21 protein-coding genes are annotated in these 11,088 nt (G+C 63.4%); 7 read left to right on the top strand and 14 right to left on the bottom strand.

The window, feature by feature from the left end:
- The first annotated feature begins 51 nt into the window (after positions 1–51).
- Entirely contained in the window at positions 52–267 is a 216-nt protein-coding gene (locus AC1DFU_RS20825; RefSeq protein WP_441645873.1) for a hypothetical protein, read from the top strand.
- 134 nt (positions 268–401) lie between these two features.
- Here AC1DFU_RS20825 and AC1DFU_RS20820 read toward each other — a convergent pair whose 3' ends face one another.
- The 13 genes from AC1DFU_RS20820 to AC1DFU_RS20760 form a co-directional block, all read right to left on the bottom strand.
- Positions 402–1,166 (bottom strand): hypothetical protein, encoded by a 765-nt coding sequence (locus tag AC1DFU_RS20820; protein ID WP_441645871.1) that lies wholly within the window; start codon positions 1,164–1,166, stop codon positions 402–404.
- Positions 1,163–1,984 carry a hypothetical protein gene (locus tag AC1DFU_RS20815; protein ID WP_441645870.1) on the bottom strand — a complete coding sequence of 274 codons (822 nt, stop codon included), beginning with the start codon at positions 1,982–1,984 and terminating at the stop codon, positions 1,163–1,165. The genes AC1DFU_RS20820 and AC1DFU_RS20815 overlap by 4 nt, the downstream gene beginning before the upstream one ends.
- Positions 1,981–2,595 (bottom strand): hypothetical protein, encoded by a 615-nt coding sequence (locus AC1DFU_RS20810; RefSeq protein ID WP_477159715.1) that lies wholly within the window; start codon positions 2,593–2,595, stop codon positions 1,981–1,983. The genes AC1DFU_RS20815 and AC1DFU_RS20810 overlap by 4 nt, the downstream gene beginning before the upstream one ends.
- Before the next feature lie 109 nt (positions 2,596–2,704).
- Positions 2,705–3,205: a hypothetical protein gene (locus tag AC1DFU_RS20805; RefSeq protein ID WP_477159714.1), complete on the bottom strand. Its 501-nt coding sequence runs from the start codon at positions 3,203–3,205 to the stop codon at positions 2,705–2,707.
- Between the two features lie 29 nt (positions 3,206–3,234).
- Complete coding sequence (locus tag AC1DFU_RS20800) at positions 3,235–4,059, bottom strand: hypothetical protein (protein WP_477159713.1); 825 nt, start codon at positions 4,057–4,059, stop codon at positions 3,235–3,237.
- Positions 4,060–4,087: 28 nt separating this feature from the next.
- The gene (locus tag AC1DFU_RS20795; RefSeq protein WP_477159712.1) at positions 4,088–4,672 is read right to left on the bottom strand and encodes a PD-(D/E)XK nuclease family protein; all 585 of its coding nucleotides are present in this window, start codon (positions 4,670–4,672) and stop codon (positions 4,088–4,090) included.
- A complete protein-coding gene (gene bet, locus AC1DFU_RS20790) occupies positions 4,672–5,622 on the bottom strand; it encodes a phage recombination protein Bet (protein ID WP_477159711.1) in 951 nt (316 codons plus the stop codon). The genes AC1DFU_RS20795 and bet overlap by 1 nt, the downstream gene beginning before the upstream one ends.
- A 20-nt stretch (positions 5,623–5,642) precedes the next feature.
- Positions 5,643–5,786: a hypothetical protein gene (locus tag AC1DFU_RS20785; protein ID WP_477159710.1), complete on the bottom strand. Its 144-nt coding sequence runs from the start codon at positions 5,784–5,786 to the stop codon at positions 5,643–5,645.
- 87 nt (positions 5,787–5,873) lie between these two features.
- Positions 5,874–6,077: a hypothetical protein gene (locus tag AC1DFU_RS20780; protein WP_477159709.1), complete on the bottom strand. Its 204-nt coding sequence runs from the start codon at positions 6,075–6,077 to the stop codon at positions 5,874–5,876.
- Positions 6,078–6,168: 91 nt separating this feature from the next.
- Positions 6,169–6,399, bottom strand: coding sequence for a hypothetical protein (locus tag AC1DFU_RS20775; protein ID WP_284459707.1), 231 nt, complete (start codon positions 6,397–6,399; stop codon positions 6,169–6,171).
- A gap of 11 nt (positions 6,400–6,410) precedes the next feature.
- A complete protein-coding gene (locus AC1DFU_RS20770; protein ID WP_477159708.1) occupies positions 6,411–6,677 on the bottom strand; it encodes a hypothetical protein in 267 nt (88 codons plus the stop codon).
- Positions 6,678–6,934: 257 nt separating this feature from the next.
- A complete protein-coding gene (locus tag AC1DFU_RS20765) occupies positions 6,935–7,576 on the bottom strand; it encodes a flagellar biosynthesis protein (RefSeq protein ID WP_477159707.1) in 642 nt (213 codons plus the stop codon).
- Between the two features lie 22 nt (positions 7,577–7,598).
- Positions 7,599–8,507, bottom strand: a complete 909-nt coding sequence (locus AC1DFU_RS20760; RefSeq protein WP_313818743.1) for a LexA family transcriptional regulator — start codon at positions 8,505–8,507, stop codon at positions 7,599–7,601.
- A 97-nt stretch (positions 8,508–8,604) separates the two neighbouring features.
- Between AC1DFU_RS20760 and AC1DFU_RS20755 the strand changes: the two genes are divergently transcribed.
- Positions 8,605–8,850, top strand: coding sequence for a hypothetical protein (locus AC1DFU_RS20755; protein WP_284459701.1), 246 nt, complete (start codon positions 8,605–8,607; stop codon positions 8,848–8,850).
- Between the two features lie 10 nt (positions 8,851–8,860).
- Complete coding sequence (locus AC1DFU_RS20750; protein ID WP_477159706.1) at positions 8,861–9,016, top strand: hypothetical protein; 156 nt, start codon at positions 8,861–8,863, stop codon at positions 9,014–9,016.
- Here the strand turns inward: AC1DFU_RS20750 and AC1DFU_RS20745 are convergent.
- Positions 9,000–9,200 carry a hypothetical protein gene (locus AC1DFU_RS20745; protein ID WP_477159705.1) on the bottom strand — a complete coding sequence of 67 codons (201 nt, stop codon included), beginning with the start codon at positions 9,198–9,200 and terminating at the stop codon, positions 9,000–9,002. The two genes, AC1DFU_RS20750 and AC1DFU_RS20745, sit on opposite strands and share 17 nt — an antisense overlap.
- A 176-nt stretch (positions 9,201–9,376) precedes the next feature.
- Here AC1DFU_RS20745 and AC1DFU_RS20740 point away from each other — a divergent pair, with 176 nt between their 5' ends.
- The 4 genes from AC1DFU_RS20740 to AC1DFU_RS20725 are packed head-to-tail and all read left to right on the top strand — an operon-like array spanning position 9,377 to position 11,083.
- On the top strand, positions 9,377–9,763 hold the full coding sequence (locus AC1DFU_RS20740; RefSeq protein WP_477159704.1) for an XRE family transcriptional regulator: 387 nt from the start codon (positions 9,377–9,379) through the stop codon (positions 9,761–9,763).
- Positions 9,760–9,945: a hypothetical protein gene (locus AC1DFU_RS20735; protein ID WP_250024634.1), complete on the top strand. Its 186-nt coding sequence runs from the start codon at positions 9,760–9,762 to the stop codon at positions 9,943–9,945. Before AC1DFU_RS20740 ends, AC1DFU_RS20735 begins: the two co-directional genes overlap by 4 nt.
- A gap of 8 nt (positions 9,946–9,953) precedes the next feature.
- On the top strand, positions 9,954–10,127 hold the full coding sequence (locus tag AC1DFU_RS20730; protein WP_250024633.1) for a hypothetical protein: 174 nt from the start codon (positions 9,954–9,956) through the stop codon (positions 10,125–10,127).
- On the top strand, positions 10,124–11,083 hold the full coding sequence (locus tag AC1DFU_RS20725) for a YdaU family protein (RefSeq protein WP_244844980.1): 960 nt from the start codon (positions 10,124–10,126) through the stop codon (positions 11,081–11,083). The genes AC1DFU_RS20730 and AC1DFU_RS20725 overlap by 4 nt, the downstream gene beginning before the upstream one ends.
- Positions 11,084–11,088: the final 5 nt, after the last annotated feature.

Genomic DNA, 11,088 nt, shown 5'->3' with positions numbered 1-11,088 from the left:
ACCGGCAACTTCATTGGTGCCACCTAACGTCACCATTCTTGGGAGACGGCCATGGCGAAGTGCGATGCTTGCTTTTCGATCCTCCCCGACAGCCGCGGGGAACGGGGGCACGACGCCCTTGTTGAAACCGGCAGTGAGAAAATCCGCCCATTCGGGAAGGCACCCGTCATCAAGACGTCGTTCATCTGCTCGACGTGCGGGACGAAATGGACCTACGAGAACAACATGAACGACAGCTTCGCCGGCTGGCATGAGGTTGAGAACTGACATTACGCGGCCTCCGGCTGCGCCACCGTCAGCGCCATTGCCACCGGCCGCACCCATACCGGCGTAGCCGAGAGCATGAACGTCTCGCCGGTCTCGGCCAGCAGTAAGATGTTGCGCGGTTCCTTTGTGAGTCGTCACGCTGAGTACTCCTGCTCTGCCATTTCGCAGAAGAAGCTGCATGACGGCAACACTTCGTTGCGAACGATCGGCCCGGCGGGCAATTTTCGGAGCGGGAAGCGCTGGTCCTTCAGCGGCCCGGAACGATAGCGGAGGAACCAAGAGCCTTCCCCGATTTCATCCTGGAGCAAGCAGGTGGATTCGAAGTATTCTGGGAAGTCCGCGCGGATGGCCCGCCAATAGCCCTCGCCACCTTTCACGCAACCGATGCAGTTGGCATTTTCATAGCCGAGCAGGTACATCGCGGGCAACGCAATACCGGCGCGCTGGACCATCGCCTTGCAGTCTTCCTTGCTCAATTGGGCGTCGATCAGCGGCGCCAGAATTGGGCGGTCTGGATTGCGCTCCCGGAAGTCATCCAGGCGGTCTTCTTCTTCCAGGGTATAGCCAAACACCATGATGTCGCCCGGTTGCTTCCATGCGTCTAGGACATCGCGCTTCAGCGCTTTCGAGCATGGCGCTCCAGCGGGGCCCTTCATGTATTGCCGGCGGCGGAACACCTGGATGACGCTGGCGCCGTAGCGTTCGTCCCGAAGAGTGGTGATCGGCTTTCCGAACCACGCTTCGCAGTCGGCAGCGAAGCGACGGTTATCCTCATGCTCTTCCTTCAGGAAGGCATTGATGATCTGGACATCCCGCGATGGCCCGAACTGGGCTATCGCGAGCTTTGCCGCTACTGCCGAAGCAGCGCCACAAGAGAACTGGCAGACGATTCGGCTCATGCTAGGATGCCTCCCCAAAACGGGAGGGCTGAGGGGTGTTGAAGCAATATTGGCGATGGCTTGAGTTCGGGGCCGCACTGCTGGCGCTGACCATACTGACTCTTGCCTGCCACGCGATGTGGCCGGACAAGGATGGCGTTGCTGCATGGTTCCAGGCAGTTGGATCTGTGGCTGGCATCGGAATCGCCATATACGTGCCGTGGCGGCAGGGAGCGGATAGAGTCAAACGCGATCGGGTAGAAAAGCTGGACCACCGGTTGGTGATTGCGCGTCGGCTGCGAGGCATTACATCCGAATTCGTTGTGGTATGCAGTGAGCTCGATAATCAGCGAAAGGAATTCCTTCGTGTCGCGGATATGGTGAACGTCATGAATATCAACGGCGAAGGCCTTTCGAGTGTTTTTGACCAGACTCTGCGGCTCGACGAAGCGGATCTGCAGCCCGATGCGGTTGGCCTTGGCTCTACAATTCGGATCCAAATACGGCGTATGAAGATTCAGATCGAAAAGAACCACGGCCGGTCTCTCCTTGGTTTGGATCCTGAATTTGAAGGGAAGTGTGCAGAGTGGATCAGTTCCGCAGAGAGCTTCGATAAAGTAGCTTCGGACGTTCTTGCTGCTGCAGAGTTTGCGCAGAAGCGCGCTTAACAAGACGCGCTGCGATAAATTTGTAGTGAGGTGCGCGGCGACCTCGATGCCGCCGATGCACCTGCAGGTGGCGATCATGTTGCCAACCTGCGAGGCGGCTTTCTTGAAGCCCTTGGCGCCCCCGCCGAGGCCGCAGCAGAAGCCGAAGGTACGATATTCGCGGCGGATCATGCGCGCACCTCGCTGGCGGCCTGCGTCGCCGCCTGCAGTTCTTCGATGCTCTTCGCTGCCCGCGAGCGCCACTCCGCGCCATGCTGCAGCGCCAACTGGATCAGCCAGTGCAGCACGTGCGCCTGCTCGTCCTCGCAGCGCTTCGGGATGTCGGTGCCGGCGGCACGCAGCGCATGCGCGATGGGCGTGGTGGTGTAGAGCATGAGGCCCAGCACCTCGAGCAGCGCATCGGTCGGCTCAGTCGGGTAGGGCAGCGTGCCGGGGGTAATCTCCGCAGAATTTGCGGAGATTGGGGTCGTATTCCCCGCATCGGCGGCGGCGCAATCCGGGCACGGTACGCCGCCCTCGTCGGGCGCGTAGTAGCTCGGGCCGCCGATCATCCCGTGGTCGTTGCACGTGGCGCACTTCTGCGCGGCGGGCGGTGCGGCTTGGGCGAGGATGGCCAGTGCGGCGTCAATGCGCTTCTGCTGGCGACCGATGTCCACGTCGCGCGATCCCGGCGTGCCGTACTCCGGACGGATCGAGACCAGCAGCGCGCGCAGCATTTCCATCTGTGGCAGCGTCATACCCTGCGCCACGCTCGCGGCTTCGTTGTTCTTCTCGTTGCTCATCTCATGCTCGCTGTAGGGTGGGCGGACAGGCGACATTCCCAACCAGGAGAAGGCGTCGCGCGCTGTTTAAGGACTCGGCGTTGTCCCGCCGCCGTCCGCCCGTTGATCGTCAGTCCACCGATTCCTGCGCGTCCTCGTCGACGCCGAGGCTCATGTGCACTTCCTGGCCGAGCAGCGCCAGCAGCTTCGCGGACGTCTTCTCGTCCGGGTGCGCCTGCACGCGGAAGGTCACGAAGACGGTGCCGCCCTCCTGGAGGTCGAAGGCCAGCTTGTTGATCTTCGCGTCGCCCAGCACGATGTCGCCCTGCTTGCGCACGCCGTTGTGGATGGCCAGACGCTGGTGGTCCCAGTCGCCCGCCCACTTCACCGGGCCGATGCTCGGGTGCTTCAGGTTAGGCAGGTAGCCGGCGTCGGTCACCAGGTCGCCCTGCACGGACTCGTCCTTGTGATAGAAGCTCTGTTTCAGCATGGGCGAGAACAGGGACAGCACGTCGTTTGACATGCGCGCCTGAAGCTTCAGGTCGACGGCCAGCACCGCGTCGTCGCCGTGCTTCTCGTTGCGCGCGTTGATGTGGTTGATCTTGACCAGTTCGGTATCGAGTTCGAGCATTCGGTGGCTCCGGTGGTGGTAGGAGAGAATCAGGCCGCGCGGGCGGACATGACAGCGTCGGGATAGGCCTCAACGCCCGGCAGGCGCATGGCGTCCTTCTGAGCCTTGGCCAGCTGGTTCAGCGCCGACTGGTTCACGTCGAGCAGATGCTGGTGCTCGGGGTGCTGCGCGATGAAGGCGATCAGCGCCATCTTGTCGGTGAGGCGCGCCTTCCAGTTCTGGCGGGTGGACAGGCCGGCCACCTTCGGCGCGGCGGTGGCCACCGGCACCGGGGCGGCCGTGACCATCTCGGCTTCCATGGCGATCGTCTCCGCCTGCGCGGCGCCGGCCGCTGCGGTGTCGCTGGCCTGCTGCTGCAGCTCGGCCGCCTTGGCCGCGTCACCAGCGGCTGCCGCGTCGGCCGCCTCCTTGGCGATGCGGTCGGCTTCCTCTTGCGCGCGGCGTGCGGTCTCGCGTGCCTCGGCCTCGATGCGCTGGCGCTCTTCACGCGCAACCCGCTCAGCCTCGCGCCGGGCTTCCTCTGCCTTGCGCTGCTGCTCGCGGTCATAGGTCAGCATCGCGCCCTTGAGCGCCCTCTCGGCCGACGCCAGGTATTCCTTCGGCGCGCGGAACAGGTCGTTCACGGCCTTCACCGCTTGGTTGAGCGGGCCGGTGATGGCGGTGCGCTTTTCCTCGACGTCCTTCGACAGGCCCTTGACCTTCTGCAGGTCGGCGGCGGCCAGCTCGTACATGGTCGGGCTGTCGATCACGAAGGATTGGGCGCTGGTGAGCATGCGCTGGGCCTTGCCGGCCAGCACGACGGCGTCGCTCGCGTCGTAGGCGACGCTGCCCTGAGTATTGGTGGAATCGGTCACAGTCAGGATCTCCGGGGTAGAGCCGCGATCAGGCGGCGTGCTTGTTCTTGAAGCGGTGCAGGGCCAGGCAGCCAAGGAAGACCGGCCAGTCTTCCGGGTCGGTCATCTCGTGCAGGCGATAGGTGCCGTCGTCGCGCAGCTCGACCGTGTAGCGGCCCTCAACCCGCTTGCCGCTGGCCTTCTCGACGGCGTTCTTGTAGGCGGCGGTCTGCGGGCCGTAGCTGGGAAACATGCCGCCGGTCTTCAGATCCCAGATGCAGCGCTTGCCGTCGAGCAGCACCAGCCGGTCGTAGGTGCCCGCGTAGCGGTGGGCCGGGTGGAACACGCGCTCTTCCATCCCGAGGATCTCGAAGGACAGTTCCGCGCGCAGGCGGATCCAGCCGTCGAGATAGGGCTGCACCACGGCCGGCACGGTGGCCTCGTCCAGTTCGCCCTGGTCGTACAGCTCGGTCGCTTTGTGCACGGCGGTGCCCAGCTCGCGCTTGTACTGCAGCACGTCGGGCTTGATGAACGACAGGTCGTTCAGGGGCGCGAGGATCTGCGTCACGCTCGGGATCACCACGCCGTCGGCGGTGTAGGTGTGCGACGCCTCGTCGAAGAGCAGGGCGGACATCAGCAGTTCTCCTTGATGAAGTCCTGGAGCGCCACGAAGCCGTCGCGGGTCAGGCCGTCGAGCGTGTCGGGGGTGGACAGGCCCAGCGCGTCCAGTGCCTCCTGGATAGGGATGTCGGCGCCGGACAGCTTCGAGCGCACGTACTGCTTCTCGCCGTCGGTGGCCAGATCAGCGCCGTCGGCTGGCGCGGCGTCGTTCGGCTGCACGTCCTGCGCCTCGTCCTTGGCCTGCTGTCGTTGGGCGGCGCCTTGGCGCTGCCGCGCGGCCGGCTGCTCGATCACCTCGCTGGCCTGCTGCTCGACCTGTTTCGGCTTCGCCTGCGGCATGGCCACGGAGCGGCTGGCCGCCGCCACGGTATCGGCCGGGCCCATGTCGCGCTCGACGATGCGCGCGGCTTCGTCCTCGTCGTAGATGCCGGCGAAGCCGTAGGCCAAGCGCGCGCCCTGGATTAGCGTCTTGTGGCGCATCATCCGGGACGGGTGGCTCTTCCACGGCTGCATGCCGGCACGCACCACCTCGGCGAATCGCTCGCGCACCTTGATCGGCCGCGCGCGGTCCTTGCGGTAGATGTGCACTTCCATCCAGACCGGCACCGTCTTGCCCTCGAAGGTGATCGTTTCCTCCGATTCGATGAACTCGAAGCCATCGGACTGCGGGTGCTCGTTGATGATGCGCGACCAGCCGTCCACACCGACCACCGGTACGATGCCGCCCTTGTCCGGGAAGGCGTAGATTTCCTTCGTGAAGGGGTTCAGCCCGTACTGGTCGGCCACGATCAGCAACGCGGCCATCTGCTCGTTGGTGATGTCCTGGTTGCCGTTTTGGCGGAAGGCCGTGGCCTTCAGCGTGCCGAGCAGCTTCTCGGCCTCGATGCTGTACTTCGCCGCGAACTTGGCGACGAGGGTCTGTTTCTGGTTGGCGGCCGGGCGCTCAGCGACGGCAGTAGACATGCGGATCTCCTGAGAGAGGGTTACAGGGCGCCGGCGCGGATGACGACGGTCAGGTACCAGATGACGCCAGCGGCCAGGCCGAAGCCCACGGCGCCGGTCCACTGCCGGCCGCGCGAACACTTGGCCACGGCCAGCAGCGTGTTGGATGCGGGGTCGTAGTTCACGCCAGCACCTCGCGGGCCACGGCCACCAGCGCGTAGCCGAGCGCCAGCCAGAAGGCGACGGTCAGCAGGCGGTTGTTTCGTTCGCGCTCATGCATGGCCGGTCTCCTGGGCTGCACGGGCCAGCACGTTGCGGGCCATGTCGTCTGCCAGGCGGATGGCGCCAATCAGCGCCTGCTTGTCCTGCGTGAAGCGGACGGCATCCATGTAGGCGCGCAGGGCGTCCAGCGCGTCGCGCAGCAGGTTTTCGTGCCCGCTCGCCCGTTCGATTGCAGCGTCTTGGGCGCGGGTCATTGCGACACCCACGAAGCGACGAGCATCCCGGCCAGCGCGACCAGCGGGGTTGCGATGTAGAGGGCGACTGCCACCAGGAAGGCGTAGCGGTTCATGCCGCCCTCCGCACGGTGGTGTCAGCCTTCTCGGCTGCGCCGGCGTTGCCCAGCAGCAGCTGCGCGTACAGCAGCACCTCGGTCTTGTCGATCGTGCCCCAGACCACGCGCTTCTCGGACGAGGCGATGTAGTTGGAGAGCAGGGTGGCGGCGTTCGGGCTGCGCGCCAGCTCGGCGAGATACGCCCGCTCGTCGCGCGTGCCGTAGGCGTTGTCGGTGGTATTCATGGCTGCCGGCCTCAGTCGGCGTTGTAGTAGCGCAGGACACAGATCCACTCGTCGCCGTCGTGGCGGATGGACTGCACGGCCGGAGAGCGGTATGCGTCGATGCCGCGGGCCCGATCGTTCGCGACGCTCACGACGGTGTCACGGTCGGTGCCGCGGAACTCGATGTCGGTCCGCTGGCTGCCTCGCGGCTGGCGCAGGAGGCGCTCGCGCACGCCGGCGGGGGCAGGGCGAGCCGCCGGCGTGGGGAACGGCCAGGGGGTGCGTTGGACGGTGGTCATTGGTCTGACCTCGCGCCAACGTGGACGCAGGCCCAGCCCAAGAAGGCGCAGGCCAGTCCAGCCACGAAGAAGATGATGAGAGCGGTTGCCACGTTGGCCTCCATCGGTGAGTTGATGGAGATATGTTACCAACTAGGTAACAATATGCAAACCAAAAAGGTAACAGCAGCGATTGATTGTTTTTACTGTTTTGGTAACAGTGATAGGCAAAAGAAAACCCGCCAAGGGTGGCGGGTTCGGTTGCGGCGCGGAAGGGGTTACTGTGACAGCAGCTTCTTCGTCTCTTCCGTGATGGATGCGAGGCCCTTCTCAATGATCTCTCGCCATTCACTGGTGGACGCCATCTGCTTGGAATCCGTCACGCGCGTCCGGATCGTCTGCTGTCCTTGAAGGTGGTCGACGTTCCCGGCGAGCTGAAGCTCTGACTTGTGGTTCACGCTGATCGACCAGAAGCCAGGCTGGAACCAAGCCCAGAAGTCGGTGATTTGCGCGCTGACCGGCGCAGCTGTATCGAAGTTCGGATCCCCCTTCTTGACGACCACGTAGCCTGCCTGCTGGAACCCCGTCGTCACAGCGCCCTCGACGAGACCAGAAACCGTCTTCCCTTCGGGTAGCAAAATATCGCCCAGCGCTTTGCCGTACGTATTTCGCTTCCGCCCGACTGCGCGCGCTTTTGAGGCGTCGCTCGTGTCCTCGTCTGGGTCTAACGACGCCATGTCAGCGCTGGGCGGAGCGACCGTAAAGGTGCGCTTGTCCACGACCGAGTCGATGCGAACGTACTTGCCACTCGACGGGTTCGCCGCTTGTGGGGCGGCAATGTCAACGGTACCGCGCCCTACGGCGCAGCCTGCAAGGATGGATGCCGCAAGGCCATAGGTCAGCAGACGGATGGTCAGCAATTTCTTCTCCAATGGGATTGTTTTACTCAGGGCGCCAGGCGGACGGCTTGACGATTGCAGCTACGAAACTCAGTTCTTCGACCTCGGCGGCCGAAATCTTGACGGTCTTGTGGCTCTGGTTCACGGAAAGGAAGGCGCTGTAGCCGTCGCGCGTGTAGCCCAGAATCTTGATCATGACGCGGCCGTCCTTCGAGCGCACCAGGACTTCGTCGCCGGCGGCGACAGCATGGTTTGGCTCAATGACCACGAATTCCCCGTCCTTGATGCGTGGCTCCATCGAGTCTCCGACGCAGCGCAGGCCGTATGCGTCCGAATCCATGCTGAAGAACTGCAGATACCCGTCACCGTGCCCAACGGGGTACTCCAAGTCACAAAAATGGCCATTGTCACCAAGCTTTGCCATCGCTAGCACGGGGATCCTTCTGAAAGCGCTCTGGGGAATGGGAATCGGGGCCCAGTCGTCGTTGTAGCTGATGGCCGGCGTCGGCTGACCCTTGCCGTTCAGCAGCCACACCGAGTTGATCTGATGCTTCTCCTGGAGGCCGATCGCCTGCACTAGGGTGGGTTTCCTGGTGCCCTCGGCCCATTCCAGCACGTCCTGCTCTGTCGTGCCAGCAGCGAGCGCGATCTCCGCCGGAGGCAGGCCGATCTTCTCGAGCATGAATTTCACACGCCGGGCCAGATCCGTCGCCTGGTCGGACGGGACCAAGGGGCTCGCATCGGAGTCCATCCAGAATTTCGGGTAGCCGAGGGTTTCCTCGACCTTGCGCGCGGTCCGGTCGCCTATGTCCTTCGCCCCGCTGAGGTAGCGGTTGACGAGCGAGGGCGTGGAATAGCCAAGGCGCTCGGCGGCGCGGGACTGGTTGTCCTCGCACCGTTCACGGATGGCGATCGCCAGCTTCTCGCGGCGGATTTCCTTGATTGACTTCATGCGCGTGATTGAACCCGGAGTGACCTAAAAGGTAAATAAACCGATCTGGTAACAGTTGTGCCTTGAACTATGACCAAAACGGTCATAGAATCGGGCCATGGACACCATCACTTGCGCCCAAGACTTCAAATCCTTCTACCGGTCTCTGCCGGCGGAACGGAAGGAAGCGTTCGCAAAGGCGGCGAACACCACCACCGTCTACATCGAGACGCATCTGGTCTACGCGCGCAAGGTGCCGCGCAAAGCGAGCATGGATGCGCTCTGGAAGGCGTGCCACGAATTCGGCGCGACGTTCAGCCGCGAAGACCTCTTGGCGTTTTTCTTCGCAGCTGGAGCAGCCTGAGGACACCCCCATGAAACGACTCTACGCGCGCCTGGTGCTGTGGCTGATCCGGCCGGCGCTGGAACTGAAAGACCGAGCCGACCGGGTCGTCCTCACCCAGGTAATCAAAACCGCTGGTGAAGAAGCGAGAGCCGAAATCCGAAGGACCCTCAGTCGTCGAGATTGAAGTTCTCGGCCAGCTCGGGCCAGAGGTCTTCGATCGGGTCTGCTAGCGCAGCGCCGAACTTTTCGTTGATGAGAGGCAGCAGCTGTTTCACCACGTCTTGATTGTGGTGGGTATGAATCAAGAGCGAAACAACGCTTTGCAGCAGAGCGATTTGGCCATGAAGGCTCGCCATGTCGACTTTCATGCGTACCCCTTTCGTGGGTGGTTGAGAAGGTGAGATGTCTCAATTGTTCCATGGCTGTGGGTACGCACCCTAAAAAGTGAAGAAGGCGTCGTTAATCGACGCCTTCATTTGGCCCCCCGGCCAACTGTGGAAGCAACTGTGGAATCGATTGAATTTTCCAATCAGGAGAAGAAGAAATGCGGGTAGCCGAACAGCCGGAAACCGGCACCGGTACTGGGTCTCAAGGATTTTTCATCAACGGTAAAGGGCGTTTTCTGCCTGACGCCGAGATCGCAACGTGCAGCACCTACCGCGACGCCTGCGCACTGGCGTGGGAACGCCGCACCCAGCCGGGTCTGACTCTCCAGGCGCTGGCCGCCCTGGCCGATCTCTATCCGTCGCACGTCAGCGACTACTTCCAGCGCGACGCCCTGAACGCCAAGGGCAACCCGCGCCGCTCCCTGCCGGCCGAGAAGATCGCCGACGTCGAGCGCGTGCTGGGTAACCGGATTCTCAGCCAGTACCTCATGCACCGCGGGGCTCTGACCATCATGGAAGCGGTGCTGGCAGCGAGGGGTGCATGAGGCATTTGGAAGCACGCGAGGTGGCCATCAAGGCCATGCAGGACGCGGTGGAGCAGAGCGGGGGAGACGACATCCGGCTGACCAAGGCGCTTGCCAAGGCCATGCAGGACCCGCGCATCGCGCAGGCGTTCGAGACCGTGGGCCTTCACGACCTGCTGGCCGAGCAGAACACGCAGCACTGAGGACGCACATGGAAGCACAGCAGGCATTGAGAGCCCAGCGCGCTTGGATCGACGAGCTGCTGCACCGGATCACCACCGCCGAGTCGCGTGGCGCCCGCCTGCATCTGTGCGCCGAGGCGAAGCGCGAGATCGACGCGCTTGAGGCCATGCTGAAACAGGTGGTGCCGGGGACGCAGCAATGAATTACTACGAGCGCCACATTGGCGACTACATCCGCGACACGGTCGGGCTGAGCATGCTGGAAGACGGCGCGTACAGCCGCCTCCTGGACCAGCTTTACCAGACCGAGAAGCCGTTGCCGCTGGACCGCAAAGAGGTCTACCGAATGGCCCGCGCCACCAGCCCGGCGGAGCGCAAGGCGGTGGACTACGTGGTGGGCAAGTTCTTCGAGAAGGGCGATGACGGCTTCATCCAGAAGCGGGCCATGGAGATCCTGGCCGAGTACTGGGACCGCCCCGAGCAGCCCGAGAAGAAGAACTCGAAGGAAGGTAACCGGGAGCGCCAGCGCAAGTCACGCGAACGGCGCAAGGCGATGTTCGAGGTGCTGGCCGGTCATGGCATCGTGCCGCGTTACGACACGCCGATGCGTGAACTCGAAGCCATGTTGTCACGTGTGACGTCACAACCTGTCACACCTGAAAACTGTGACATGTCACAACCGGTCACGGAATCGGTCATGGCACCTGTCATGGGTAACCACTCCCCACCTCCCACTAACCACTACCCAGATAACACCCTAACCACTGCTGACGCAGTGGTCGTCGACAGCGACACCGCTGCCGATCTCGTCCTCGAACCGGACACGGGGAAACCCCGGAAGCCCGGGAGGCCAGACTGCCCGCATCAGGCCATCGTAGCCCTGTACCACGAGCTGCTGCCGATGTGCCCAAGCATTCGCGACTGGACGCCTGCACGCGCTCAAGCCCTGCGGGCCCGGTGGAACGAAGATCCGAAGCGCCAGACGCTGGACTACTGGCGCAAGCTGTTCGCGTACATCGCCGAATCGGATTTCCTGACGGGCCGCACGCGGCCACAGCCAGGCCGCAAGCCGTTCGTCGCATCGCTTGAGTGGATCGTGAAGGCGGAAAACTTCACGAAAATCCGCGAGGAGCGCTACCACGAGCAGGTGACCGCATGACCGCC

It is taken from the genome of Cupriavidus sp. 10L45 (assembly GCF_056395225.1).
The sequence above is the reverse complement of the archived record's forward strand: the minus strand, read 5'-3'. Positions and strand labels throughout refer to the sequence as shown.

Coding starts and splice junctions, on each gene's coding strand:
- AC1DFU_RS20825 (WP_441645873.1), top strand. CDS start 52: ATGGCGAAGTGCGATGCTTGCTTTTCGATCCTCCCCGACAGCCGCGGG.
- AC1DFU_RS20820 (WP_441645871.1), bottom strand. CDS start 1,166: ATGAGCCGAATCGTCTGCCAGTTCTCTTGTGGCGCTGCTTCGGCAGTA.
- AC1DFU_RS20815 (WP_441645870.1), bottom strand. CDS start 1,984: ATGATCCGCCGCGAATATCGTACCTTCGGCTTCTGCTGCGGCCTCGGC.
- AC1DFU_RS20810 (WP_477159715.1), bottom strand. CDS start 2,595: ATGAGCAACGAGAAGAACAACGAAGCCGCGAGCGTGGCGCAGGGTATG.
- AC1DFU_RS20805 (WP_477159714.1), bottom strand. CDS start 3,205: ATGCTCGAACTCGATACCGAACTGGTCAAGATCAACCACATCAACGCG.
- AC1DFU_RS20795 (WP_477159712.1), bottom strand. CDS start 4,672: ATGTCCGCCCTGCTCTTCGACGAGGCGTCGCACACCTACACCGCCGAC.
- bet (WP_477159711.1), bottom strand. CDS start 5,622: ATGTCTACTGCCGTCGCTGAGCGCCCGGCCGCCAACCAGAAACAGACC.
- AC1DFU_RS20780 (WP_477159709.1), bottom strand. CDS start 6,077: ATGACCCGCGCCCAAGACGCTGCAATCGAACGGGCGAGCGGGCACGAA.
- AC1DFU_RS20775 (WP_284459707.1), bottom strand. CDS start 6,399: ATGAATACCACCGACAACGCCTACGGCACGCGCGACGAGCGGGCGTAT.
- AC1DFU_RS20770 (WP_477159708.1), bottom strand. CDS start 6,677: ATGACCACCGTCCAACGCACCCCCTGGCCGTTCCCCACGCCGGCGGCT.
- AC1DFU_RS20760 (WP_313818743.1), bottom strand. CDS start 8,507: ATGAAGTCAATCAAGGAAATCCGCCGCGAGAAGCTGGCGATCGCCATC.
- AC1DFU_RS20755 (WP_284459701.1), top strand. CDS start 8,605: ATGGACACCATCACTTGCGCCCAAGACTTCAAATCCTTCTACCGGTCT.
- AC1DFU_RS20750 (WP_477159706.1), top strand. CDS start 8,861: ATGAAACGACTCTACGCGCGCCTGGTGCTGTGGCTGATCCGGCCGGCG.
- AC1DFU_RS20745 (WP_477159705.1), bottom strand. CDS start 9,200: ATGAAAGTCGACATGGCGAGCCTTCATGGCCAAATCGCTCTGCTGCAA.
- AC1DFU_RS20740 (WP_477159704.1), top strand. CDS start 9,377: ATGCGGGTAGCCGAACAGCCGGAAACCGGCACCGGTACTGGGTCTCAA.
- AC1DFU_RS20735 (WP_250024634.1), top strand. CDS start 9,760: ATGAGGCATTTGGAAGCACGCGAGGTGGCCATCAAGGCCATGCAGGAC.
- AC1DFU_RS20730 (WP_250024633.1), top strand. CDS start 9,954: ATGGAAGCACAGCAGGCATTGAGAGCCCAGCGCGCTTGGATCGACGAG.
- AC1DFU_RS20725 (WP_244844980.1), top strand. CDS start 10,124: ATGAATTACTACGAGCGCCACATTGGCGACTACATCCGCGACACGGTC.